The sequence below is a fragment of the Flavobacterium reichenbachii genome (genome assembly GCF_002217435.1).
Lineage (GTDB): Bacteria > Bacteroidota > Bacteroidia > Flavobacteriales > Flavobacteriaceae > Flavobacterium > Flavobacterium reichenbachii.
This window is the reverse complement of record NZ_MUHF01000019.1, coordinates 206,413-231,460: the sequence shown is the minus strand read 5'-3', so window position 1 is coordinate 231,460 and position 25,048 is coordinate 206,413. Positions and strand designations below refer to the sequence as shown.

Sequence of the window (25,048 nt, the reverse complement as noted above, 5' to 3'; positions counted from 1 at the left end):
GGTTCTAAATTATCTTGAAATCTTATTAATTTCTATTTGCTACAGCATTTTTTTGTAAATTTTTAACTGAGCTTATTCTGCTGTTTTCAAAAGCAACTTCAGAAAGATTTTTTTCATTAAAGAAAATCCATTTTCCTGTTTTCAACCCGTCTGTGTATTCTCCTACGGCCAATTTATTCCCATTTTCATCATACGATACCCAAACTCCGTCTAATTTACCATCTTTAAAAAAGCCTTCCTGCTGTACTTTACCATTCTCATAATAATAAGTAGCTTTTACTTTGTTTCCAACAGCTTCTAATTCTGGCTTACCTTCTTGTGCAACTAAAATTCCAGAGAACAATATTGCAACTAAAATTACACACTTTTTCATATCTTTTAGGTATTAATGTTATCAAATCTTTACCAAATATAGTTAATTGTTTACATTAAAAAAACTTTTGCTTAACAATTTGGTAACATTGAGTAAAAACTTAACATTGGAAAAAGTGCAGAAATAAAAAAACCAAAGCTCATGCCTTGGTTTTATTGGGTTTTTATTAAAAAAGCCACTTTACGATAACGTTGTATATTTCGTAATAAATTACTTTAATAATGTATTTAGCTGACTATCAAGAGCTGGATCAGATGGTCTGAAGGCATCTGAATTAACAACATTTCCCTGCGGATCTATCAAAATAAATCTAGGAATACCAGTTACACCATAATTGGTAACAAATTCAGATTCCCAATCTTTATCTGCAAACAATTGTGTGCCTCCAAGATTTTTATCGGTTACAAATTTTTTCCATTTTTCATTATCTTTTAATTTATCAATAGAAATGCTTACAAACTCAATATTCTTTCCATGATATTTTTCTTCAATCTTTTGCAGATAAGGAATCTCAGCTCTACAAGGCGCACACCAAGTCGCCCAAAGATCAATGTAAACATATTTACCTTTTAGATCAGAAAGTTTTGTTTTGCCTCCTTTATGGTTTTCGTAATCAAAACCTGGAGAAGGTTTTCCTGCAAGTTTATTCGCTTTTGCTGTTATTTCGTATTGTTGTCCTGCATATTGATTAAAACTTATAAAGCTGTTTTTTAAAGCCGTTTTAAATTCTGGATCAAAGTCGCCTTTTTCAACACTTTCTGTATCTGTCTTTAATTTAGCATCAAGCAATGCAGAAAACTCGGCCTGTTCTTTCGCGAAAGCATCTTTTTGAAAATTCTCATCTTTTAATGCTTGCTGTGCCAAAAAGTTACTTTCGTTAACTCCTTTACCTTTAAATACTATAGTTTCATCAAACTCTTTAGCATCCAGAGTCAAATTAACTTCAGAATTTGGCTTTAAATATAAATTTGATGATTCTTTACCATCTGAAAACACATAAAATCCTTTTGGCGCATCAAAAGAAGCCGTAAAAAGCTCTTTTTTATTGATCGGAATTACTTGTTTAAAGTTATCCTTGCCTCTTATGACTAATGTATCGCTGTTTCTATTCGCAATTTTAGCCGTAAACTTAATTTGATTCTTACTTTGTGCAGCTAAATTTAAAGTGCTAAAAATCGCCAGTCCAGCAATAAAAAGTTTGTTCATAGGTTTTAAAATTTATTTTTAATGATTCAAAACTAAATAAATTACAGCTTCAAAATTTAGAATTAACAAAATATTTCAAATTATTACGTACCAAGTGATCAGTTTACCATACTAATTTGAATTTTTGTCTTTACTTTTGCAGTCTAAAATTTAGATCATGTATAGAAGTCATAATTGCGGCGAATTAAACGCTTCAAATATTAATACCGAAGTTACACTTGCAGGCTGGGTTCAAAAATCTCGCGATAAAGGATTCATGAATTGGGTTGATTTACGCGACCGTTACGGAATCACGCAGCTTATTTTCGACGAAAGTCGTACCGATAAAACTGTTTTTGAACTGGCAAAAACACTTGGTAGAGAATTTGTAATTCAGGTAAAAGGAACTGTTATTGAGCGTGAAGCCAAAAACAAAAATATTCCGACTGGCGAAATCGAAATTTTAGTTTCTGAATTAACTATTTTAAATGCTGCTTTAACGCCTCCGTTTACTATTGAAGACGAAACAGATGGCGGAGAAGATATCAGAATGAAATACCGTTACCTGGATATTCGTAGAAATCCGGTGAAAAATAGTTTATTGTTGCGTCATAAAGTAGCAATGGAAGTTCGTAAATATCTATCTGATTTAGATTTCTGCGAAGTTGAAACTCCTTACTTAATCAAATCGACTCCAGAAGGAGCGAGAGATTTCGTTGTACCAAGCCGTATGAACGAAGGACAATTTTATGCATTGCCACAATCTCCGCAGACTTTCAAGCAATTATTGATGGTGGGTGGTATGGATAAATATTTCCAAATTGTAAAATGTTTCCGTGACGAAGATTTGCGTGCAGACCGTCAGCCAGAGTTTACTCAGATTGACTGCGAAATGGCTTTTGTAGAACAAGAAGACATTTTGAATGTTTTTGAAGGTCTTACAAGACATTTACTAAAAGAAATTAAAGGTATTGAAGTAGATAAATTCCCAAGAATTACCTACGACTATGCCATGAAAACATATGGAAACGACAAACCGGACATTCGTTTCGGAATGGAATTTGGCGAGTTAAACGAATTTGCACAACATAAAGATTTTCCAGTATTTAATGCTGCAGAATTAGTTGTTGGTATAGCAGTTCCCGGAGCAGGAAATTATACCCGTAAAGAAATTGACGGATTGATTGACTGGGTAAAACGTCCGCAGGTTGGAGCGTCTGGAATGGTATATTCAAAATGCAATGACGATGGAACTTTTAAATCGTCTGTAGATAAATTTTACGATCAGGAAGATTTAGGACAATGGGCAAAGATCACAGGAGCAAAACCTGGTGATATGATTTTTGTACTCTCAGGACCAGCAAACAAAACGCGCGCACAGCTTTCTGCACTTCGAATGGAATTAGCAACACGTTTAGGTTTACGTAAACCCGAAGAATTTGCTCCATTATGGGTTGTAGACTTTCCATTATTAGAACTAGACGAAGAAAGTGGCCGTTACCATGCAATGCACCACCCATTTACCTCTCCAAAACCAGAAGATATGGCTTTGTTAGAAACAGAACCGGGAAAAGTTCGAGCAAATGCTTACGATATGGTTTTAAACGGAAACGAAATTGGAGGCGGATCTATTCGTATTCACGATAAAGCTACACAACAATTGATGTTTAAATATTTAGGCTTTACAGAAGAAGAAGCAAAAGCACAATTTGGATTCTTAATGGACGCTTTTCAATTTGGAGCACCTCCTCATGGTGGTTTAGCTTTTGGATTAGATAGATTAGTAGCTATATTAGGCGGTCAGGAAACGATTAGAGATTTTATTGCTTTCCCTAAAAATAATTCAGGACGTGATGTCATGATCGATGCACCTGCTGCAATTGATGATGCTCAATTGAAAGAATTACATATAAAAGTTAATTTGGCATAATATTGTCTCATTATAAAATAATCTAAACTGCAGTTTTCTAACTGCAGTTTTTTTTTATCATTATTTAAAAAACAAAACTTTGAAAAACAACTTCTTTTTTAAAATTTGATCGTCAAAAAGTAAAAAAAAACGACAAAACAAAAAAACCTCCAAAGTAAAAAAGTTCTTACTTTTTGAACTATTGATAATGATTGGGTTTTTAATGTATGTCGTATAAACAGAGACGCAGTTTATACAGTAAAAACACTGTAAATCAATAATTTTTACAAAAAATTAACACCTTCTTGTCTTTTGTATGAATTTATATATTACATTTGTTTCATTATAAATTATTATTACAATTACAATGCGTACAGGTACAGTAAAATTTTTCAATGAATCTAAAGGTTATGGATTCATTACAGACGAAGAAACAGGAAAGGATATCTTCGTTCACGCTTCAGGAATTAACGCGGAAGAATTACGCGAAGGTGACCGTGTAAGCTATGAAGAAGAAGAAGGAAGAAAAGGGAAAGTTGCTGCTAAAGTAGCAGTAATCTAAGAAAAATATAGCAATTTATTTTTTTTGCCTCTGAATGGTTTAAAACGTTTCGATTAAATTCGAGACGTTTTTTTTTGCTCAAATCTTAAAAATATATTAAAATACCCAAAAGTTATTTATAATGAATAAAAATTAGACATAAACACTCTTTTCAACACTACTTAAATCCTTTTTTAGCTTGTGATTTACAGAGTTGGAAGTTATCTTTGTGGCTTATTTTTTAAGTAAAAACGCGAATTTTATGCAATCTGATCAATATAGCTATTTTCCTATTTTAATGCAGCTTATTTTAGCTGTTGGTTTTGTCGTAGGGACAATCATTGTTTCTGGTAAATTAGGGCCAAAAAGAAATTCTGAAGTAAAAGACAAAAACTTCGAATGTGGTATCGAATCTGTTGGTAATGCACGTATTCCTTTTTCGGTAAAATATTTCTTAGTAGCTATTTTATTTGTTTTGTTCGACGTAGAGGTAATTTTCCTTTATCCTTGGGCAGTAAACTTTAAAGAATTAGGAATTGAAGGCATGTTGAAAATGATTGTTTTCATGTCTTTACTTTTAGTTGGCTTTTTCTACATTATCAAAAAGAAAGCTTTAGAGTGGGAATAAAGAAATTTTAGATTTCTGATTTAGAATTTAGATTGCTTGATTTAGAATTTTAGATTTGAAAGATAAATTTCTCAAAATATAATATTGTTTTTAAATATTGATTTCGGTTTCACGATTTGTAAAAATCTAAAATCAGAAATCTAAAATCTAAAATAAAAATGAGCGATTCAAAAGTAAATATGGTTGCACCGCCGGAAGGAGTTGTAGGAGAAGGTTTCTTCGCTACAAAACTAAATGATGTTGTAGGTTTGGCAAGAGCCAATTCGCTATGGCCTCTTCCTTTCGCGACTTCATGCTGTGGTATCGAATTTATGGCTACGATGGCTTCACATTACGATTTGGCACGATTTGGTTCTGAACGTGTGAGTTTCTCTCCTCGCCAGGCAGATATGTTATTAGTAATGGGAACTATTTCTAAAAAAATGGCCCCTATTTTAAGACAAGTTTACGAACAAATGTCTGAACCGCGCTGGGTAATTGCAGTTGGAGCTTGTGCTTCATCTGGTGGAATCTTTGATACTTATTCTGTTTTACAGGGAATAGACAAAGTAATTCCTGTTGACGTTTACGTACCTGGATGCCCACCAAGACCAGAACAAATTGTTGACGGCGTTATGAGATTACAAGATTTGGTAAGAAGCGAATCTGTTAGACGCAGAAGTTCTCCAGAATACCAAGAATTATTAGCTTCCTATAACATTTCATAAAATGGCTTTAGAAAACACCCAGATCCAAGATAAACTTACAGAAACATTTGACACAAGTGTTTTTAACTTTCAAGAAGAAAGAGATATTTTTTCTTTAGAAACTTCAGCTGACAAAATTACGGCGTTGATTCTCTTCCTTAAAAATGATTCAGATTTACGCTTTCATTTTTTAACCGACTTATGTGGTATTCATTACCCGGATAACGAAGTAGATCGTCAGTTTGCCATAGTATATCACTTACACAACTGGTACGAGAACAAACGTATTAGAATTAAAGTTTTTCTTAACGGCGAAAAACCAGAGATTAAAACAATATCAAATATTTTCTTAAGTTCAAATTGGATGGAAAGAGAAACATACGATTTCTTCGGAGTAAACTTTATTGGGCATCCGCAATTGAAACGTATTTTGAACATGGATGAAATGATCTCTTTTCCCATGCGAAAAGAATTTCCAATGGAAGACAGCGGAAGAACTGATAAAGACGACAGATTCTTTGGAAGAACAACGATAAATGCATAATTAACAATTTACAATTGAAAATTAGCACTATATAAAAGGAACAAAAGTATTAATGGTTAATTGAAAATTATCAATTATCAATTATCAATTTTTAATTACAAATGTCAGAACTATTATTACCACCAGAGCATCGATATGCTAAAATAATTAAGGAAAAACTAAACGAAGACGGAAGCGAGCTTTCAGTACTAAATTTAGGTCCTACTCACCCCGCTACTCACGGTATTTTCCAAAATATCTTATTGATGGATGGTGAAAGAATTCTTGAGGCTGAACCAACTATTGGTTACATCCACAGAGCATTTGAAAAAATTGCAGAAAATCGTCCTTTCTATCAAATTACACCTCTTACAGACCGTATGAACTATTGCTCCTCTCCTATAAATAATATGGGTTGGTGGATGACTTTAGAGAAATTACTAAATATTGAAGTTCCTAAAAGAGCACAATATTTAAGAGTTATCATTATGGAGCTGGCTCGTATTACAGATCACTTGATTTGTAACTCGATTCTAGGTGTTGATACTGGTGCGTATACTGGTTTCTTATACGTATTTCAATTTAGAGAAAAAATCTACGAAATCTACGAAGAAATTTGTGGAGCTCGTTTAACAACCAATATGGGAAGAATTGGTGGTTTTGAAAGAGATTGGTCTCCAGCCGCTTTTGAAAAACTAGATAAATTCCTTGAAGAATTTCCAGTTGCCTGGAAAGAATTCGAAAACCTATTCGAAAGAAACAGAATTTTCCTTGACAGAACTGTTAACGTAGGTGCAATTACTGCAGAGCAGGCAATGGCTTACGGATTTACAGGTCCAAACTTACGTGCTGCCGGAGTTGATTACGATGTACGTGTAGCTCATCCTTATTCTTCTTACGAAGATTTCGATTTTATTGTTCCTGTTGGAAAATCAGGTGACACTTACGATCGTTTCTGTGTTCGTAATGCTGAAGTTTGGGAAAGTTTAAGCATTATTCGTCAAGCGCTAGATAAAATGCCAGCCGGAAACGAATATCACGCAGAAGTTCCAGATTATTACCTTCCTCCAAAAGAAGACGTTTATACTTCGATGGAATCTCTAATTTATCACTTTAAAATTGTAATGGGAGAAGTTCCTGTACCAGTTGCAGAAATTTACCATCCGGTTGAAGGTGGAAATGGAGAGTTAGGTTTTTATTTGGTAACAGACGGAAGCAGAACTCCTTACAGATTACATTTCAGAAGACCTTGTTTTATTTATTACCAAGCATATCCTGAAATGATTAAAGGTGCTTTATTATCAGATGCAATTGTTATTCTATCAAGTTTAAATGTAATTGCAGGAGAATTAGACGCGTAAAAAATTTTAGATTTTAGAGTATAGAATTTAGATTAAAAAATTTGTGCCTTTGCGCCTTTGTGGCAAAACAAGAATAAAATGGAAAGAAAACATTACAAACAAGAAATAAATATGACCGAAGCATTGATCGCCCGTATCAATGAATTGATCAGTCATTATCCGGAAGGCAAACAAAAATCGGCGTTACTGCCTGTTTTGCACGAAGTGCAGGATGCACATAACAACTGGTTGAGCACTGAACTGCAGGACAAAGTTGCCGAAATTCTTCAGATAAAACCAATCGAGGTTTATGAAGTGGTTACTTTTTATACCATGTTTAACCAAAAACCAATTGGAAAATACATGTTTGAGTTTTGCCAGACTTCTTGTTGTTGTTTAAACGGTGCCGAAAATTTAATGGATTATACTTCTGAAAAATTAGGCATTAAAATGGGCGAAACAACTCCAGACGGAATGTTCACCATTGCTGGTGTAGAATGCTTAGGTGCCTGCGGATATGCTCCAATGTTACAATTAGGCGATTTCTACAAAGAAAAATTGACAGAAGATAAAATCGATCAGTTAATCGCTGATTGTAGAGATGATAAAATAATATTACACGATAAATAAGATGTCACAAAAAATATTATTAGATAAAATCAATATTCCTGGAATTAAAACCTACGAAGTATATCGCCAAAATGGTGGTTATACTTCTGTAGAAAAAGCTTTAAAAACACTTACACCGGATGAAGTTACTGAAGAAGTAAAAAAATCGGGTCTTCGTGGTCGTGGAGGCGCTGGTTTCCCTGCCGGAATGAAATGGAGCTTTATTGATAAAAAATCAGGAAAACCAAGACACTTAGTTTGCAATGCCGACGAATCGGAGCCGGGAACCTTCAAAGATCGTTATTTGATGGAATTTATTCCTCACTTATTGATCGAGGGAATGATCACTTCTAGTTTCGCTTTAGGCGCTAACCTTTCATACATCTACATTCGTGGAGAATATATGTGGGTTTACAAAATTTTAGAAAGAGCAATCGCCGAAGCAAAAGCTGCAGGCTGGTTAGGAAAAAATATATTAGGTTCAGGTTTTGATCTTGAACTGCATGTTCACTGTGGAGCCGGGGCTTACATCTGTGGAGAAGAAACTGCACTTATTGAATCTTTGGAAGGTAAAAGAGGAAATCCGCGTATTAAACCACCTTTCCCAGCAGTATCTGGACTTTGGGCAAACCCAACCGTGGTAAACAATGTTGAGACAATTGCAACTGTGCCATGGATTATCAACAATTCTGGTGACGATTATGCAAAAATCGGAATTGGACGTTCAACTGGAACTAAACTAATTTCTGCTTCTGGACACATTAAAAATCCTGGAGTTTACGAAATTGAATTAGGTTTAAGCGTTGACGAATTCATGAATTCTGATGAATATTTAGGAGGAATGTCTTCAAGCCGACCTTTGAAAGCATTTGTTCCCGGAGGTTCTTCTGTGCCAATTTTGCCAGCTGAATTAATTTTCAAAACTGCAAACGGTGAAGACAGATTAATGACGTATGAATCTTTAAGTGATGGTGGTTTTGCTACCGGATCGATGTTAGGTTCAGGAGGATTTATCGTTTACAATGACACCGCTTGTGTAGTAAGAAACACTTGGAATTTTGCTCGTTTTTACCACCACGAATCTTGCGGACAATGTACTCCTTGCCGTGAAGGAACAGGATGGCTGGAAAAAATCTTATGGAGAATCGAAAACGGTCAAGGCCGTGAAGAAGATATTGAATTATTGTGGAGCATTCAAAGTAAAATTGAAGGAAACACAATTTGTCCGCTTGGTGACGCCGCTTCTTGGCCAGTAGCAGCTGCGATTCGTCACTTTAGAGATGAATTTGAATATCACGTTCGTTTCCCTGAAAAAATAAAAAATAGAGATCACTTTGTTGCTGAACCTTTTTCGCAAGTAAAACATTTAGTAGGCAGACAAACAGTTTAAAAATAGTTTAAAGTTTCGAGTTTTTTTAGTTTCAAGTGAAAACCTGAAACCTGAAACCTGAAACTAAAAAAACAAAAGTAAGAGATGAAAGTAACCATAGACGGTCAAAGTATAGACGTAGAGCCAGGAACAACAATCCTGCAGGCTGCACGAATGATTGGTGGAGATTTGGTGCCGCCAGCCATGTGCTATTACTCAAAATTAAAAGGCAGCGGCGGAAAATGTCGTTGTTGTTTAGTTGAAGTTTCTAAAGGTAGTGAAGCTGACCCAAGACCAATGCCAAAATTGATGGCATCTTGTGTAACAGGATGTATGGACGGAATGGAAGTAAACAGCAAATCTTCTGACAGAGTAACGGAAGCTCGTAAATCTGTAACTGAATTTTTGTTGATCAATCACCCATTAGACTGCCCAGTTTGTGATCAGGCTGGCGAATGTGATCTTCAAAACTTAAGTTTTGAGCACGGAAATCCAAAATCACGTTTTATTGAAGAAAAACGAACATTCGAACCTGAAGACATCGGCCCGAATATTCAACTGCATATGAACCGTTGTATTTTATGCCAAAGATGTGTACAAGTTGCAGATCAATTGACAGACAACAGAGTTCACGGAGTATTAGATCGTGGTGATCACGCTAATATTTCTACTGGAATTTCTAAAGCAATCGACAATGAGTTTTCTGGAAACATGATTGACGTTTGTCCAGTTGGAGCTTTAACAGACAAAACTTTCCGCTTTAAATCGAGAGTTTGGTTCAACAAACCTTACAACGCACACAGAGAATGTACAACTCCAGGATGCTGCGGTAAAACAACAGTTTGGATGTTTGGTGGAGAAATTCAACGTGTAACTGGTCGTAAAGATGAGTATCATGAAGTGGAAGAATTCATTTGCAACAGCTGTCGTTTTGACCATAAAAATGTAAATGACTGGGTTATAGAAGGACCAAGAGAATTTGAAAAAGATTCTGTTATCAATCAAAATAACTACACTCAAAAATTAGAGAAAGTAGAAATCGCTACAGAGAAAAATATTCTTTTAGGCAGAGATGAGGATCGTAAAAAAATTAGTATGGCTGAAATACCATTAAACACTAACAACAAAATTTCTTAATGATGGTAGATGGTGCGTTTATTATAGAAAAAAGTGTTGTAATTGTGGTGGTTTTTGCCGTTACAATGATTATGGCAATGTATTCTACTTGGGCAGAGCGTAAAGTTGCTGCCTTTCTTCAGGATCGTGTTGGACCAAACCGCGCTGGATGGGGAGGTTTATTACAACCGCTTGCTGATGGTATGAAATTATTCTCGAAAGAAGAATTTTTTCCAAATACACCAAATAAGTTTTTATTTGTTGTAGGTCCCGCAATTTCAATGAGTACTGCCTTAATGACTAGTGCTGTAATTCCGTGGGGAGACAAACTTCATGTTTTTGGGAGAGACGTTTATTTACAAGCTACTGATATTAACATTGCTTTATTATACATTTTTGGAGTTCTTTCTGTTGGAGTTTACGGCATCATGATTGGTGGATGGGCGTCTAACAATAAATTCTCTCTAATGGGAGCTGTTCGTGCGGCTTCGCAAATGGTTTCTTATGAAGTTGCTATGGGATTATCAATGATTGCATTATTGATGATGACCGGAACAATGAGTTTAAAGGTGATTTCTGAGCAGCAAGCCGGAATGAACTGGAATGTTTTTTATCAGCCTCTTTCATTTCTAATATTCTTAATTTGCTCATTTGCAGAAACTAACAGAACTCCGTTTGATTTAGCAGAATGTGAATCTGAATTAATTGGAGGTTACCATACAGAATATTCTTCCATGAAAATGGGATTCTATTTATTTGCTGAGTATGCAAGTATGTTTACGTCTGCTACAATTATTTCTGTATTGTTTTTTGGAGGATATAATTATCCGGGAATGAGCTGGATGGTAGAAAATGCAGGAGTAAATTTGGCGAATGTTTTAGGAATTGCAGTATTGTTTGCAAAAATATGTTTCTTCATATTTTTCTATATGTGGGTACGTTGGACGATTCCAAGATTTAGATATGATCAATTGATGCATTTAGGATGGAAAATCTTAATTCCGCTTTCTATTGTTAATATTATTATAACTGGTATTGTAATTTTAAGACACGATCTGGCTGCTTTCTTAGGATTCTAAAACGAGCCTTAGCTCTGATAGAAGCTGCATCCTTTTATTTTTTTCTTTTTAAAATAAAAGATAAAGCGAATACAATTCCGATAGCTGTCGGGATTCAAATAAAAAATAAATAGATTTTGAATTTGTTTAATCTCAAGTTGAAAATCGTAAATCATAAGTTAAAAAATGTCGATAGAAACTATATCATTATCGGGTAGAAAAAAAATGGTCTCTAATAAAGAGATGACTTTTTTGGAGCGTTTGTATCTTGTTGCGATTGTAAAAGGGTTGTTTATTACACTTAAACACCTTTTTAGAAAAAAAGTGACAATTCATTATCCTGAGCAGGTTCGTGAAATGAGTCCTGTTTATCGTGGACAGCACCAGCTGAAACGCGATGAGCAAGGTCGTGAGAACTGTACTGCATGCGGATTATGTGCTTTATCATGTCCTGCAGAAGCTATTACGATGAAAGCTGCTGAGCGTAAAGCAGATGAAAAACATTTGTATAGAGAAGAAAAATATGCTTCTATTTATGAAATCAATATGTTACGTTGTATTTTTTGCGGTCTTTGTGAAGAAGCCTGCCCAAAAGATGCAATTTATCTGACTACTTCAAAAGTCTTGGTTCCTGCAAGCTACGAAAGAGAAGATTTTATTTTTGGAAAAGACAGATTAGTGATGCCTTTAGAAATTGCTTTGAAAAATGCTGAACTTAAAAACGCTAACTAAATGATACATATTCCTGATTTTGCACACGCAACTACTATACAAGTTATTTTTTGCTTTTTAGCGTTTATTACCGTTATAACTGCTTTTCTAACTATCTTTAGCAGAAACCCAATTCACAGCGCCATTTATTTAGTTATTTGTTTCTTTTCAATTGCTGGTCATTATTTATTATTAAATGCTCAATTTTTGGCTATTGTACATCTTATAGTCTATTCTGGAGCTATTATGATCCTGTTCCTATTTACAATCATGCTGATGAATCTGAATGAACAGCGTGATGTTCACAGACCAAGAATTACGCGTTTGGGTGCCATTGTTTCTTTTTGTTTGATCTGCATTGTATTAATTGCAATTTTCATCAATTCAAAACCAATTATGGGTGATTACGACTCAACTGGAGAAGATTTTCAATCGATTAAAGTATTGGGTAAGATATTATTAAACGAATATATGGTTCCGTTTGAGTTTGCATCAGTCTTGCTTTTGGTTGCAATGATTGGAACTGTATTATTGTCTAAAAAAGAAAAATTAAATAAATAATGGGTAATATATTAAATCAAATAGGTATTGAAAATTACATCTTTTTAAGTGTTGTACTTTTTTGTATTGGTGTTTTTGGTGTATTGTACAGACGAAATGCTATTATCGTTTTTATGTCTATCGAAATCATGCTGAATGCTGTAAATCTTTTATTTGTTGCTTTTTCGACTTATCATCAAGATGCACAGGGACAAGTTTTCGTATTCTTTTCGATGGCAGTTGCTGCAGCTGAAGTTGCTGTAGGATTGGCAATTTTGGTTTCTATCTTTAGAAATTTAGGCTCAATTAGTATCGATAATTTAAAAAATTTAAAAGGATAAATGGAAATGGATACCAATTTAGCTTTAGTTTTAGTTTTAGCTCCTTTTTTAGGATTTTTAATCAATGTTTTTTTCGGAAAAAGCTTAGGAAAAACAGCTTCTGGAATTATCGGAACTGTTGCCGTAGCAATTTCTTTTATAGTTACGATTGTTCTTTTTAATCAAATTACTTCAACTGGAAAAGCAATTGAAGTTACTTTATTTGACTGGATTCAAATAAGCAATCTTAAAATCAATCTAGGATTTTTACTGGATCAATTATCTGTTCTTTGGCTGCTTTTCGTAACCGGAATTGGTTCTTTGATTCACTTATACTCTATTAGTTATATGCATGACGATGAGAATATGCACAAGTTTTTTGCTTATTTAAATTTGTTCGTGTTCTTTATGATTACGCTTGTAATTGGAAGCAATTTATTAGTTTTATTCATTGGCTGGGAAGGCGTTGGACTTTGCTCTTATTTACTAATCGGATTTTGGCATAAAAACCAAGATTATAATGATGCAGCAAAAAAGGCATTTATTATGAACAGAATTGGAGATTTAGGGCTTCTAATTGGGATGTTCATTATTGGTTCAATGTTCTCTACTTTAGATTATGCAACTTTAAAAACTGCAATTGCCGGAACAGCAAACTTGAATTTACCATTACTTTCTTTAGCGGCTCTATGTTTGTTTATTGGAGCGTGTGGTAAATCTGCACAAGTTCCGTTATATACATGGCTGCCAGATGCGATGGCTGGACCTACTCCGGTTTCTGCATTGATTCACGCGGCAACAATGGTTACAGCGGGTATTTTTATGGTAACGAGATTGAATTTTGTTTTTGATCAGGCACATGACGTACAAAATATAATTGCAATTGTTGGAGCTGTAACTTCATTAGTTGCTGCCACAATTGGGTTAGTTCAAACTGATATTAAAAAGGTATTAGCATACTCTACAGTTTCTCAATTAGGATTAATGTTTTTAGCATTAGGTTTTGGAGCTTATGAAGTTGCTGTTTTCCACGTAATAACGCACGCTTTCTTCAAAGCTTGTTTATTCTTAGGATCTGGATCTGTAATTCACGGATTACATGGTGAACAAGATATGCGTAAAATGGGCGGATTGCGTAAAGCAATGCCAATCACATTCTGGACGATGATGATTTCTTCATTAGCGATTTCTGGGGTTCCATTTTTCTCAGGTTTCTTTTCAAAAGACGAAATTTTATTGACTGCCTTTCACTATAGTATTCCATTATACGTGATCGGATCTATTGCTTCAATTATGACAGCTTTCTATATGTTCCGTTTAATGTTCTTAACTTTCTTTAAAGAATTTAGAGGAACTGAAGAACAAAAACATCATTTACACGAAAGTGGTTCATTAATTACCATTCCTCTTATTATACTGGCTATTTTGGCAACTTTTGGAGGTTTGATCAGCTTACCTGGAAACAGCTGGTTAAATGAATATTTAGCTCCACTTTTCACAAAAGCAACAGGAGAAGAACACCATTTAGGCTCAACAGAATATACTTTAATGGGAGTTGCTGTTTTAGGCGGATTACTTGGAATTTTAATTGCTTATGTGAAATACTTTAAACAAGATAATATTCCGGAAGCAGACGAAAATATTAAAGGTTTAACTAAGGTATTATACAACAAATATTATGTAGATGAAATTTACGATTCAATATTTGTACGTACTATAAACACATTATCAAAATTCTTTAGAGATTATATCGAAACAGGTTTATCTAATCTTGTTTTCGGATTAGGTAAAGTCACTAATGAACTAGCTTTTCAAGGAAAAAAATTGCAAACCGGAAGTATCGGATTATATCTTTTTGTTTTTGTTTTAGGCCTTTGCGCGATTGTTTCCTATATATTTTTAGCTCAATAATTTAATAACTATGAACGTTTCTCTTATATTAATTATTCTTTTAATTGGTGCTTTTGTCACTTATATCTCTGGTGATAAATTAGCTTCAAAAGTAGCTTTGTTCTTTAGTTTAACTGCTTTAGGATGTTCTTTAGTGTTGTTAAATCATTTTTGTGCCGGTGAAAATATCAGCTTAATCAAAGCTTGGATCACGCAGCCAAAAATCTCACTTGCCTTAAATGCTGACGGACTAGCGTTTGCAATGGTTTTACTAACTGTTGCTTTAACACCGATCATAATATTTTCTTCTTTCGGGAATGATTATAAAAATGCTAAAAGTTTTTATGCCCTAATTTTGTTTATGGCATTTGCAATGACGGGAACTTTCCTTGCTGCAGATGGTCTTTTATATTACATCTTTTGGGAATTGGCTTTAATTCCGATTTACTTTATTGCTCTTATTTGGGGTAATGGTGACGCTGAAGAACGCAGAAAAGCAGTTGTAAAATTCTTTATTTATACACTTGCTGGTTCATTATTTATGCTGGTTGCTTTTATCTATTTATCTCAAAAAGCAAATGGAAGCTTCTTAATTGAAGATTTCTACAAATTAAACTTATCTGCAACAGAACAGTTATGGATTTTCTTAGCTTTCTTTTTAGCATACGCAATTAAAATTCCAATTATTCCTTTTCATACATGGCAGGCAAATGTATACCAAAAAGCACCAACTGTTGGAACAATGCTTTTATCTGGTATTATGCTAAAAATGGGATTGTACAGTGTTATCCGCTGGCAATTACCAATTGCGCCTCTTGCAGCAAAAGAGTATATGAATATCTTTATCATCTTAGGAATTGCGGGTGTAATTTATGGATCTATCGTAGCATTAAGACAAAAAGACCTAAAAAAATTATTAGCTTATTCTTCTCTTGCTCACGTAGGATTAATTGTAGCTGGATCTTATACCTTAACTCTTGATGGCTTGCGTGGTGCAGTACTTCAAATGATCGCTCACGGTTTTGTTGTAGTGGGATTATTCTATGCTGCCGAAATTATTTACAGAAGATATGAAACAAGAGAGATTTCAGAAATGGGCGGTATTCGTACACACTCTCCAAAATTTACTTCAATGTTTTTAATTCTTCTTTTGGCGTCTGTTGCATTGCCGACTACTTTTAATTTTGTTGGAGAATTTACAGTATTGTACAGCCTTTCTCAAATAAATATCTGGTTTGCTGTTTTAGGAGGAACAACTATTATTTTAGGAGCTTATTATATGCTTAAGATGTTTCAGAATGTAATGTTGGGAGAAACTAATACTAAAACATTTGCAGATGTTTCTACTAATGAAGCAATTTCGTTAGTTTTAATTATTGCAGTATTATTGTTCTTCGGATTTTATCCAAAACCAATTACAGACTTGATTACACCAAGTTTAGAGAACATTCTGAAAGTTATAAACAAGAATTAATATTTTAAATAAAAATAAATTAGGACATCAGCAGTACTCGATTTCCTAAATCAAAAAAGCAAAAATGAATACATTAATAGCAATTACAGGGTTGGGTATTTTCTGCCTATTATTTGAAATTCTTAATTTCAGAAAAGCCATTGTTCCATTTACCGTACTTGGACTTTTGGGCGTTCTGGCACTTAACTTTTCAGAATTTGGAGCAGCAGAAAGTTATTACAATAACATGATTACAGTGAGTAAATTCTCTACTGCCTTTTCATCACTGTTTATTATTTTAACCATTTTTCTTGTAACCTTAAGCCATAATTTTTACGAAAATCACCCAACCAAAATCTCAGATTTTATCGCTATAAAAATATTTTTATTAGCTGGTGGTGTAGCAATGGTTTCTTTTGGAAACTTAGCTATGTTTTTCTTAGGAATTGAAATTCTATCTATTGCATTGTATGTTCTTGCAGCAAGTGAGCGTTTGAATTTAAAAAGCAATGAAGCAGGTATGAAGTACTTTTTGATGGGTTCTTTTGCATCAGGAATTATACTATTCGGAATTTGCTTGATTTATGGAGCAATGGGAAGTTTTGATGTTGCCGAAATAAGTGAAAGATCATTATCTGCAGAATTACCAATCTGGTTTCCAATCGGAATGATTTTAATGGTAATCGGAATGTTATTTAAAGTTGCTGCAGTTCCTTTTCATTTTTGGGCTCCGGATGTTTATGAAGGATCTCCTGCGCTAACAACTGCATTAATGAGTACATTGGCAAAAGTCATTGCTATTGCTACACTTTATAAATTAATAGCAGAATTAAATTTAATCTCCTCATTAGATAATCAAGACTTATTACACACTTTTGAAATAATAGTGGTTACCATTTCGATAGCATCAATGACGGTAGGAAATATTATGGCGCTTCGTCAGGTAAATGTTAAGCGTATGCTGGCTTTTTCAGGTATATCACATGCAGGATTTATGCTGATGACTTTATTGACTGTCTCAACTTCAGCAGGCGTTTTATTGTATTATGCTTCGGCTTATGCTCTGGCAGGAATCGCATCTTTTAGTGTTATTTTATATGTTTGCAAAAATCAAGAGAACGAAGATATTACCAACTTTCATGGCTTAGGAAAAACAAATCCTTTATTGGCCGCAATATTGACAGGTTCATTATTGTCTATGGCTGGAATTCCAATCTTTTCAGGCTTCTTTGCAAAATTATTCTTGTTTAATCAAACGATACAAGCAGGTCATATTGCTTTGGTAATTGTTGCTGTTATAAATTCAATCATCAGTGTTGGATATTACTTCAAACTAATTTTGGCCATGTATTCAAAAGAACCAAATCAGGAACGCACTGGTAAACCATTTCTTATTTACGCTACTGCAATAGTTTCAATTGCATTGAACATTATTTTAGGTCTGTTCCCATCATTAGTTTTAGATTTATTAAATTAAAAATTTCAAACTAAATAAATACAAATCCATCAAGAATTTATCTTGGTGGATTTTTTTTATTTACACCTCTCCATCTAAGGAAAATTTGATGTTAAAAATTTAACGTAAACAAGTTCAGATCAAAAAAACTCCATATATTTGAATTCAATTAAATGTATTAGAAATATGAACTTCAATTCAAAAAATCCATTTTTAAGCAACAAGCGTTTTTCATCAAACGCAGTCTCAAAAGCTGAAGAAGTACACCACGCACAAATTATTGATTATAATCAGGAAATGACTGTGTCTGGTACTATCAACAAAACGGCTATTTTGTTTTTAATATTATGTGCGTCAGCTATGGTAACGTGGTGGATGTTTTTCAATGATATTAATATAATGCCATTTGCTATTGGCGGTGCTGTTATCGGTCTTATTTTAGTTGTGATTTCTGCTTTTAAACCACAAGCCTCTCCATATCTGGCTCCAGGTTATGCCTTGTTTGAAGGTTTATTTATTGGAGGAATTTCTGCAATTTTTGAAGCGATGTATCCTGGAATAGTAATAAACGCCGTTGGAGCAACATTAGTTACTTTTTTAGTGTGTTTAGGGCTATACAAATTCAAAATTGTAAAAGTAACTGAAACATTCAAATCTGTAGTAGTTGCTGCTACTCTAGCAATTGCAACGTATTACTTAATTTCGTGGTTGTTTTCAATGTTTACAAGTTTTACTCCTGTACACTATGGAAATTCTATGATGAGCATCGGAATAAGTGTATTTGTTATTATTATTGCTGCTTTAAATCTATTTTTAGATTTTGACCAAATCGAAAAAGGAGCTCAACAAAGAATGCCAAAATTTATGGAATGGTATGGCGCAATGGGATTAATGGTTACATTAGTTTGGTTGTACATTGAATTTTTAAGACTATTATCAAAATTATCCAGCAAGGATTAATCTCTTTATATAGAATATTTGAAAGCCTTTTTGAAAAATCAAAAAGGCTTTTTTATTTGTTACAATTTTTGAAAATCTCCAAAAACTTGACTTATTTATGTTTATTTTGATTCTCAATCTTCAATCTGAATCAAAATAATTACAATTTCCAGTCAAATAAAATATTATAAATTGAGCTTTCACTTTAATCTTATACATTTAAAACAAAAAATTAACAGTCTTTTTCTTCTTTATTCATTATACGATTGAGACTTTAAAAATTTAGGTGTATTTAAAGAAAAATTCGCTATTAAGCTTTATGCACAAATTTAAAATGTAGTAAAAGTAGCACCTGAGGAGTTTTTAATTAAATATGTAATAAATTACAATTAATGCAATTTGTTACATATTTAATATTTAAAGTGGACTTTTTTTGTAGTATATATTTTTTTAAGATAAAATAATTTTGAATATCGAAATTTTATTTATTTTTGTGTAATCGATTACAACAAAACCACTTTTTGTAATTTGATAATAACCACACAATTATATTTACTAACTAAACAAACTATCATGAAAAAAAAATTACTTTTTTTGACATTAATGCTATTTGCTTTCCAAAGCTGGGCCCAGCAAATAAATGAATCCTCTGGCTGGCTCGAATCTGTATTTGTAAAATGGCAGCCGGTAAGCAATGCACAAAAGTATAATGTCTATTATTCTGGAGAAGGAAACACAGACAAAAAAATTGACGATCAACTTATTCGCAGTTATGGCAGTTATATTCGTGCTGACATTCCTGGACTAAAAGCCGGAACCTATACAGTGAAAATAAAACCCGTAATTTCAGGAACTGAAGGAACGGGAACAACAACTGGAAATTTAACTGTTGCAGCGCATGATCGCAATGGTTTTGCATTTGAAGGCGGAAGAGTTCCCGGAGGATACAAAGCTGACGGAACTCCAAAAGACAATGCTGTAATTGTTTACATTACACAAAACACCAAAAACACGGTTTCAATGAATATTACCGGCGCCAGCGCAAATCCGTGTGTTGGTATACAAAATATTTTATACGCTATTAAAAAAGGGAAAGACACACGTCCGTTTATTTTTCGTTTGGTAGGAAACATTACTGACATGACGGTAATGGAAGGTGGAGATGTTGTGATTGAAAATGCTAATAATGCCGCGAGTTATGTAACTTTAGAAGGTGTTGGTTCAGACGCCGTTGCAAATGGTTGGGGAGTCCGTCTTAAATCTGCTTCTAATATTGAAGTCAGCAATATTGGTGTAATGAATTGCAATAGTACTGCGGGAGATAATATTGGAATGCAGCAGGATAATGATCACGTTTGGGTTCATAATTGCGATTTATTTTATGGAAATGCAGGAAGCGACGCCGATCAAATAAAAGGAGATGGGGCTTTAGATAATAAAACTTCAACCTATATTACTTTGGCTTACAATCACTTTTGGGACAGTGGTAAAGCAAGCCTTTTGGGATTAAGTGAAGGCACTACAAGTGGTTTGTATATTACTTACCATCATAACTGGTTTGATCATTCTGATTCGCGTCATCCACGGGTACGTTATTATTCTGCTCATATTTATAATAATTATTTTGATGGAGTCTCAAAATACGGTTCTGGCTCTACATTAGGCTCTTCTTTATTTGTCGAAGGAAATTATTTCCGCAATAGTAAGCATCCAATGTTAACTTCATTACAGGGAACTGATATCTGGGACGAAGCAAACCAAGTAAATAATGCCGGAACAATGGGAACTTTTTCAGGCGAAGCCGGAGGGTCAATTAAATCATTCAATAATACCTTCGATGCTTCAAATGGGACAAACAATATGCGTTTTGTCGCTTACAATGATCCAAATCCTTTATACAATATTTCAGGTAAAATTAGCTCGCTGACTGATTTTGATGCTTATGCAGCAACAACAAGAAGCGAAACGGTAAGCAGTAATGTAAAATCTAAATCTGGCGCCAATACTTATAACAATTTTGATACTGACGCAGCATTATACGTTAAAAATCTAGTCATTGATCAACCAGCAGCTGCCAAAACAAAAACAATGCAATATGCAGGTCGAGTTTCAGGAGGCGATTTAAAATGGGTGTTTAACAATGCAACAGACGATACATCTTCTCTGGTAATCACAGCATTAAAAACTGCACTTACTAATTATACAACAACATTGGTTGCAGTACAAGGTGAAGGAAATCCTCCTGTAAGCAGCCAAACCCTTACCTCAACAAGCAACAAAAATCAAACAGTTGTTAGCGGCAGTGCAATTGCTTCAATAGTGTTCACTTGGAGCGGAGATGCAACAGATGCAACTGTAACAGGATTGCCTGCATCAGGAATTAGTTTTGTAAAAAATACAACAGCCAAAACAATTACTATTACAGGAACTCCAACTGCAACTTTATCGTATTCAATCGCAACGACTGGAACAGCAGGAAGTCCGGCAGCAGGATCCGGAACTATTACGGTAACAACTGGAACGCCAGCTGGAGATGAAATACACAATTTTACGACTTCGGGAAAAACAAGTTCTTTTTATACCATAACAGGGAATCTTTCTACAACAAAAGGAACTGTAACTTATAGCGGCTTAACATTGACACAATGTCTTAAAATTGAATCCTCTACAAACATTACTTTTACAACAACTCAGACAAGCACTTTGAATTTGGTATTTGTAGAATCGGCGGCGACAATTAAAGTAGACAACGTAGACAAAACTGCTTCGGGAGGAATTATAACAGTGTCGCTTACTGCAGGAACTCATACAATAGCAAAAAAAGACACCGCTAATCTATTCTATATGAGTACTGTTTATAATTCTTCTACGCTTCGCTTAGCAAAAACAGATACTTTAAATGAGACTGAACAAAGAGTATTCTTATATCCAAATCCAGCTTCTGGTACATTATTTCTATCCGATACTAATCAGAAAGTAGAAAAAGTTTTGATATACGATATTTTTGGATCTCTTGTAAAAAAGATTGAAAAAGGAAGCGAAAGTACAGACATAAGTCAATTAAATTCCGGAACTTATTTGGCAAAAGTTTTTACAGCCAATGGTGCATTCAATCAAACTATCATTAAAAAATAAATAACGAATCTATTCTAAAAATTAAAGGCTTCCAGATTTTGGAAGCCTTTATTATAGTCAAAAATCCTAATTAATCATCTTAATTTACCAATTGGCCTGCGGAAGATTTTCTAAAATTGTATCTGGATTATCATTTGTAAACAATATTTGTCTTTTTAACTTGAATTTTTCGATTTGATGTTCACTCGGCAGACTGTCATACAATGTATTCACAACTTCATGATCAACTTCACCAGAAACAAGATCATACTTACTCGACACATAAGAGCCGGCTCCAGAATGAAAAGTTCTTATCTTAATAAGAACCAATTTATTATTTACATATTTATATACTGTTTCTCTTGAACCAACGGGTGCCATTCCCTCAAGCAAAATATGCAATGTTTTATCCTTATCTATAGAAATTTCCCCAACATCATAAAATGGGCTGCCAGATTCAAGATATTCCTGACCAACTGCTTCCCATGAAAGTTCCTGCAACTTATAAATTCCAGTTTCTTGTTGTAATAGAACCAACGTTGCACGTGAATCAGCCCTATTGCTCTTATTCTGCAAAACAATTACAATATCTTTAAGATTGTCTTCGTTTAAAAAACCTTCTGCTCGCATTTTTATTTCACAAGGTTCCAGAACAAAAGCTTCTGCATTTTTCCCGGTTATTGGAAATTTAAGTTCTTCTAAAGCTACTTCTTCTGGTTCGTTTTCATATTCTTCATGAAAAACTTCTTGATTCAAAGTATCTTTATTTGAAATTACTACTTCTTTAACATTTGACTTTTTATTACAACCTAAAGCGCAAATTGCAACTACTAACAAAAACATTTTAAATTTCATTTATTTGGAATTTGAATCAAACATAGATAAAATATTACAAAAAATAAGCATTAAAAAACCGCTTTTTCATTCATTTAGAAAAAGCGGTTCTTATTATAAAATAATCTTTTTACAAATCAAATTTAATTCCTTGTGCCAATGGCAGACTTGTAGTATAATTGATTGTATTAGTTTGACGTCTCATGTATATTTTCCAAGCATCAGAACCTGACTCGCGACCACCTCCGGTTTCTTTTTCACCACCAAAAGCACCGCCTATTTCAGCGCCAGATGTTCCAATATTAACATTTGCAATTCCACAGTCAGAACCTACGACTGATAAAAATCTTTCGGCTTCACGCAGATTATTGGTCATAATTGCAGATGATAATCCCTGTGCAACTCCATTTTGAAGATCAATGGCATTATCCACTTCTCCTGAATATTTAATTAAATATAAAACTGGAGCAAATGTTTCGTGCTGTACAATTTGAAATGAGTTTTGAGCTTCTGCAATTGCAGGTTTTACGTAACAGCCGCTTTCGTAACCTTCGCCCGAAAGCACACCGCCTTCGACTAAAATTTTTCCTCCTTCAGCAACTACTTTATTCAATGCCTGTGCATACAATTCAACTGCGTGTGTATCAATCAGAGGTCCAACATGATTGTTTTCGTCAAGCGGATTACCAATTCTTAATTGTTTATAAGCGGCCACTAATGCATCTCTCACTTTATCATAAATACTTTCATGAATAATCAGTCGTCGCGTAGATGTACATCGTTGTCCAGCAGTACCAACTGCACCAAAAACAGCTCCAATTACTGTCATTTTTATATCAGCGTCCGGCGTTACAATAATAGAGTTATTTCCTCCCAACTCTAACAATGATTTTCCTAAACGGCCTGCAACAGTCTGTGCTACAATTTTTCCCATTCGGGTGGAACCTGTAGCCGAAATTAATGGAATACGGGTATCTGCAGTAAGCAATTCACCAATTTTATAATCTCCGTTTATCAAACACGAAATTCCTTCCGGAAGATTGTTTTCTTTAATAACCTGCGCAATAATATTTTGACAAGCAATACCACACAAAGGTGTTTTTTCTGACGGCTTCCAAACACAGACATCACCAGAAATCCATGCCAATGCGGTATTCCAAGACCAAACTGCAACAGGAAAATTAAACGCCGAAATAATCCCGACAATTCCTAAAGAATGATATTGCTCGTACATACGATGTCCGGGTCTTTCAGAATGCATTGTTAAGCCATGTAATTGACGTGATAATCCAACAGCAAAATCACAGATATCAATCATTTCCTGAACTTCCCCGTAACCTTCCTGCAAAGATTTACCCATTTCGTAAGAAACCAATTTGCCCAGAGCTTCTTTATTTTCGCGTAACTTTTGCCCAAACTGACGTACAATTTCACCACGCTGCGGTGCAGGAATCAATCGGAAACTTTTAAAAGCTTCTGTCGCAGATTTCATTACTTTTTCGTAATCCTGAGGTGTTGACATTTTTACCGAAGCAATTAATTTTCCGTCAACTGGTGAATAACTGTCTAAGATTTCTCCCGACGAAAAGTTTTCTACACCTGTTGATGTTCCTTCATTTATCGTTTTGATGCCCAATTTTTCCAGAGCCTCTTTCATTCCAAATTGCGATGCTATTGTTGTCATTGTAACTTTTTTAGTTAAAATTGTTGTATTTTTATGTAAAGATATTGTTTCGAGTTGAATTTTAATAGAATTGTCTTGTAAAAGTAGGTCGTCAAAATAGACTTAGTAAATCAATTTCTTTTTTTCTTTACTAAAATTACCGATATCAAAATTAGAAAAAGCAGCATACTTATTCCGGACAGAATATAAATTACTAAATTCTTTCGCTTTAAACTTTCCTCAAAAGAATTTTTAACCAAATCGATCTGATATTCAACACCATTCTGAAACTTTACAATTCTTATTTTATTTCTATTTTTATAATCCTCTATTTGTAACTTGTCCAGAGCATCAAATTCATCTTCTGAAACATTATTCAATAAATTTGTTCTGGAACAAAGAGAGCAATTAAGCGTTTTGCTGTCTTCTTTTGCATAAATTAAATACTCTTGGCCCACATCAAAAATAAAATCACAAGAAGAAGTGTCAATATATAAAATAGATCTATACGCTTTGCCTGAATGAAAAAATCCTTTGTATGACTTAGTTATTCTAACCGTAAATGAATACAATTTTCCGCCATATTCGTCATAAAGCAAACTATCTACCTTAACTATTTTTCCAGTAAATACTTGATTTGCTTTGTCCCAATTTTCTTTAATAGAAGGTTTCTCAGCGCATTCACAAGAATATACTTTTGCTGCAATGAATGTTAGAAATATTAAAATTAAAAGTTTTCTCATCTATATTCTTTAAAATAAATCATAGTAAAATTAGGTTTATTTAATAGT

Annotated in this window: 23 protein-coding genes; 18 read left to right on the top strand and 5 right to left on the bottom strand. The window is 34.0% G+C overall.

Annotation, left to right across the window (positions count from 1 at the left end; translation table 11 throughout):
* Nucleotides 1-25 precede the first annotated feature (25 nt).
* Complete coding sequence (locus B0A68_RS16125; RefSeq protein WP_035686640.1) at nucleotides 26-373, bottom strand: toxin-antitoxin system YwqK family antitoxin; 348 nt, start codon at nucleotides 371-373, stop codon at nucleotides 26-28.
* Between the two features lie 210 nt (nucleotides 374-583).
* A complete protein-coding gene (locus B0A68_RS16120) occupies nucleotides 584-1,579 on the bottom strand; it encodes a TlpA family protein disulfide reductase (protein WP_035686642.1) in 996 nt (331 codons plus the stop codon).
* A 157-nt stretch (nucleotides 1,580-1,736) separates the two neighbouring features.
* Between B0A68_RS16120 and aspS the strand changes: the two genes are divergently transcribed.
* From aspS to B0A68_RS16030, 18 genes are all read left to right on the top strand, one after another.
* On the top strand, nucleotides 1,737-3,488 hold the full coding sequence (aspS, locus tag B0A68_RS16115; RefSeq protein WP_035686645.1) for an aspartate--tRNA ligase: 1,752 nt from the start codon (nucleotides 1,737-1,739) through the stop codon (nucleotides 3,486-3,488).
* A 346-nt stretch (nucleotides 3,489-3,834) separates the two neighbouring features.
* On the top strand, nucleotides 3,835-4,029 hold the full coding sequence (locus B0A68_RS16110) for a cold-shock protein (protein ID WP_007137066.1): 195 nt from the start codon (nucleotides 3,835-3,837) through the stop codon (nucleotides 4,027-4,029).
* Nucleotides 4,030-4,270: 241 nt separating this feature from the next.
* Nucleotides 4,271-4,636, top strand: coding sequence for an NADH-quinone oxidoreductase subunit A (locus tag B0A68_RS16105; RefSeq protein WP_035688333.1), 366 nt, complete (start codon nucleotides 4,271-4,273; stop codon nucleotides 4,634-4,636).
* Between the two features lie 158 nt (nucleotides 4,637-4,794).
* Entirely contained in the window at nucleotides 4,795-5,343 is a 549-nt protein-coding gene (locus tag B0A68_RS16100) for an NADH-quinone oxidoreductase subunit B (protein WP_035686647.1), read from the top strand.
* Between the two features lies 1 nt (nucleotide 5,344).
* Complete coding sequence (locus B0A68_RS16095) at nucleotides 5,345-5,866, top strand: NADH-quinone oxidoreductase subunit C (RefSeq protein WP_035686650.1); 522 nt, start codon at nucleotides 5,345-5,347, stop codon at nucleotides 5,864-5,866.
* 101 nt (nucleotides 5,867-5,967) lie between these two features.
* Nucleotides 5,968-7,206 (top strand): NADH-quinone oxidoreductase subunit D, encoded by a 1,239-nt coding sequence (locus B0A68_RS16090; protein WP_035686653.1) that lies wholly within the window; start codon nucleotides 5,968-5,970, stop codon nucleotides 7,204-7,206.
* Between the two features lie 78 nt (nucleotides 7,207-7,284).
* The gene (locus tag B0A68_RS16085; protein ID WP_035686656.1) at nucleotides 7,285-7,815 is read left to right on the top strand and encodes an NADH-quinone oxidoreductase subunit NuoE family protein; all 531 of its coding nucleotides are present in this window, start codon (nucleotides 7,285-7,287) and stop codon (nucleotides 7,813-7,815) included.
* A 1-nt stretch (nucleotide 7,816) separates the two neighbouring features.
* A complete protein-coding gene (gene nuoF / locus B0A68_RS16080; RefSeq protein ID WP_035686659.1) occupies nucleotides 7,817-9,184 on the top strand; it encodes an NADH-quinone oxidoreductase subunit NuoF in 1,368 nt (455 codons plus the stop codon).
* An 84-nt stretch (nucleotides 9,185-9,268) separates the two neighbouring features.
* On the top strand, nucleotides 9,269-10,300 hold the full coding sequence (locus tag B0A68_RS16075) for a 2Fe-2S iron-sulfur cluster-binding protein (RefSeq protein WP_007809109.1): 1,032 nt from the start codon (nucleotides 9,269-9,271) through the stop codon (nucleotides 10,298-10,300).
* A complete protein-coding gene (nuoH, locus tag B0A68_RS16070; protein ID WP_205623790.1) occupies nucleotides 10,300-11,358 on the top strand; it encodes an NADH-quinone oxidoreductase subunit NuoH in 1,059 nt (352 codons plus the stop codon). Before B0A68_RS16075 ends, nuoH begins: the two co-directional genes overlap by 1 nt.
* Before the next feature lie 165 nt (nucleotides 11,359-11,523).
* A complete protein-coding gene (locus B0A68_RS16065; RefSeq protein WP_035686662.1) occupies nucleotides 11,524-12,069 on the top strand; it encodes a NuoI/complex I 23 kDa subunit family protein in 546 nt (181 codons plus the stop codon).
* Nucleotides 12,070-12,609: an NADH-quinone oxidoreductase subunit J family protein gene (locus B0A68_RS16060; protein WP_035686665.1), complete on the top strand. Its 540-nt coding sequence runs from the start codon at nucleotides 12,070-12,072 to the stop codon at nucleotides 12,607-12,609.
* A complete protein-coding gene (gene nuoK, locus B0A68_RS16055; protein ID WP_026982591.1) occupies nucleotides 12,609-12,929 on the top strand; it encodes an NADH-quinone oxidoreductase subunit NuoK in 321 nt (106 codons plus the stop codon). Before B0A68_RS16060 ends, nuoK begins: the two co-directional genes overlap by 1 nt.
* 6 nt (nucleotides 12,930-12,935) lie before the next feature.
* Nucleotides 12,936-14,819, top strand: a complete 1,884-nt coding sequence (nuoL, locus tag B0A68_RS16050) for an NADH-quinone oxidoreductase subunit L (RefSeq protein ID WP_035688336.1) — start codon at nucleotides 12,936-12,938, stop codon at nucleotides 14,817-14,819.
* Between the two features lie 10 nt (nucleotides 14,820-14,829).
* Nucleotides 14,830-16,272, top strand: a complete 1,443-nt coding sequence (locus B0A68_RS16045; protein WP_035686668.1) for a complex I subunit 4 family protein — start codon at nucleotides 14,830-14,832, stop codon at nucleotides 16,270-16,272.
* A gap of 64 nt (nucleotides 16,273-16,336) precedes the next feature.
* Nucleotides 16,337-17,728, top strand: coding sequence for an NADH-quinone oxidoreductase subunit N (locus tag B0A68_RS16040; RefSeq protein WP_035686671.1), 1,392 nt, complete (start codon nucleotides 16,337-16,339; stop codon nucleotides 17,726-17,728).
* A gap of 165 nt (nucleotides 17,729-17,893) precedes the next feature.
* Nucleotides 17,894-18,667, top strand: coding sequence for a Bax inhibitor-1/YccA family protein (locus B0A68_RS16035; RefSeq protein WP_035686674.1), 774 nt, complete (start codon nucleotides 17,894-17,896; stop codon nucleotides 18,665-18,667).
* Nucleotides 18,668-19,219: 552 nt separating this feature from the next.
* Complete coding sequence (locus B0A68_RS16030; protein WP_035686677.1) at nucleotides 19,220-21,781, top strand: pectate lyase family protein; 2,562 nt, start codon at nucleotides 19,220-19,222, stop codon at nucleotides 21,779-21,781.
* An 84-nt stretch (nucleotides 21,782-21,865) separates the two neighbouring features.
* Here the strand turns inward: B0A68_RS16030 and B0A68_RS16025 are convergent, their stop codons facing one another.
* From B0A68_RS16025 to B0A68_RS16015, 3 genes are all read right to left on the bottom strand, one after another.
* The gene (locus tag B0A68_RS16025) at nucleotides 21,866-22,615 is read right to left on the bottom strand and encodes a hypothetical protein (protein ID WP_035686680.1); all 750 of its coding nucleotides are present in this window, start codon (nucleotides 22,613-22,615) and stop codon (nucleotides 21,866-21,868) included.
* 109 nt (nucleotides 22,616-22,724) lie between these two features.
* Nucleotides 22,725-24,278 (bottom strand): L-piperidine-6-carboxylate dehydrogenase, encoded by a 1,554-nt coding sequence (gene amaB, locus B0A68_RS16020; RefSeq protein ID WP_035686683.1) that lies wholly within the window; start codon nucleotides 24,276-24,278, stop codon nucleotides 22,725-22,727.
* A gap of 110 nt (nucleotides 24,279-24,388) precedes the next feature.
* A complete protein-coding gene (locus B0A68_RS16015) occupies nucleotides 24,389-25,000 on the bottom strand; it encodes a hypothetical protein (RefSeq protein ID WP_035686686.1) in 612 nt (203 codons plus the stop codon).
* Between the last annotated feature and the right edge of the window lie 48 nt (nucleotides 25,001-25,048).

Coding starts and splice junctions, on each gene's coding strand:
- B0A68_RS16125 (WP_035686640.1), bottom strand. CDS start 373: ATGAAAAAGTGTGTAATTTTAGTTGCAATATTGTTCTCTGGAATTTTA.
- B0A68_RS16120 (WP_035686642.1), bottom strand. CDS start 1,579: ATGAACAAACTTTTTATTGCTGGACTGGCGATTTTTAGCACTTTAAAT.
- aspS (WP_035686645.1), top strand. CDS start 1,737: ATGTATAGAAGTCATAATTGCGGCGAATTAAACGCTTCAAATATTAAT.
- B0A68_RS16110 (WP_007137066.1), top strand. CDS start 3,835: ATGCGTACAGGTACAGTAAAATTTTTCAATGAATCTAAAGGTTATGGA.
- B0A68_RS16105 (WP_035688333.1), top strand. CDS start 4,271: ATGCAATCTGATCAATATAGCTATTTTCCTATTTTAATGCAGCTTATT.
- B0A68_RS16100 (WP_035686647.1), top strand. CDS start 4,795: ATGAGCGATTCAAAAGTAAATATGGTTGCACCGCCGGAAGGAGTTGTA.
- B0A68_RS16095 (WP_035686650.1), top strand. CDS start 5,345: ATGGCTTTAGAAAACACCCAGATCCAAGATAAACTTACAGAAACATTT.
- B0A68_RS16090 (WP_035686653.1), top strand. CDS start 5,968: ATGTCAGAACTATTATTACCACCAGAGCATCGATATGCTAAAATAATT.
- B0A68_RS16085 (WP_035686656.1), top strand. CDS start 7,285: ATGGAAAGAAAACATTACAAACAAGAAATAAATATGACCGAAGCATTG.
- nuoF (WP_035686659.1), top strand. CDS start 7,817: ATGTCACAAAAAATATTATTAGATAAAATCAATATTCCTGGAATTAAA.
- B0A68_RS16075 (WP_007809109.1), top strand. CDS start 9,269: ATGAAAGTAACCATAGACGGTCAAAGTATAGACGTAGAGCCAGGAACA.
- nuoH (WP_205623790.1), top strand. CDS start 10,300: ATGATGGTAGATGGTGCGTTTATTATAGAAAAAAGTGTTGTAATTGTG.
- B0A68_RS16065 (WP_035686662.1), top strand. CDS start 11,524: ATGTCGATAGAAACTATATCATTATCGGGTAGAAAAAAAATGGTCTCT.
- B0A68_RS16060 (WP_035686665.1), top strand. CDS start 12,070: ATGATACATATTCCTGATTTTGCACACGCAACTACTATACAAGTTATT.
- nuoK (WP_026982591.1), top strand. CDS start 12,609: ATGGGTAATATATTAAATCAAATAGGTATTGAAAATTACATCTTTTTA.
- nuoL (WP_035688336.1), top strand. CDS start 12,936: ATGGATACCAATTTAGCTTTAGTTTTAGTTTTAGCTCCTTTTTTAGGA.
- B0A68_RS16045 (WP_035686668.1), top strand. CDS start 14,830: ATGAACGTTTCTCTTATATTAATTATTCTTTTAATTGGTGCTTTTGTC.
- B0A68_RS16040 (WP_035686671.1), top strand. CDS start 16,337: ATGAATACATTAATAGCAATTACAGGGTTGGGTATTTTCTGCCTATTA.
- B0A68_RS16035 (WP_035686674.1), top strand. CDS start 17,894: ATGAACTTCAATTCAAAAAATCCATTTTTAAGCAACAAGCGTTTTTCA.
- B0A68_RS16030 (WP_035686677.1), top strand. CDS start 19,220: ATGAAAAAAAAATTACTTTTTTTGACATTAATGCTATTTGCTTTCCAA.
- B0A68_RS16025 (WP_035686680.1), bottom strand. CDS start 22,615: ATGAAATTTAAAATGTTTTTGTTAGTAGTTGCAATTTGCGCTTTAGGT.
- amaB (WP_035686683.1), bottom strand. CDS start 24,278: ATGACAACAATAGCATCGCAATTTGGAATGAAAGAGGCTCTGGAAAAA.
- B0A68_RS16015 (WP_035686686.1), bottom strand. CDS start 25,000: ATGAGAAAACTTTTAATTTTAATATTTCTAACATTCATTGCAGCAAAA.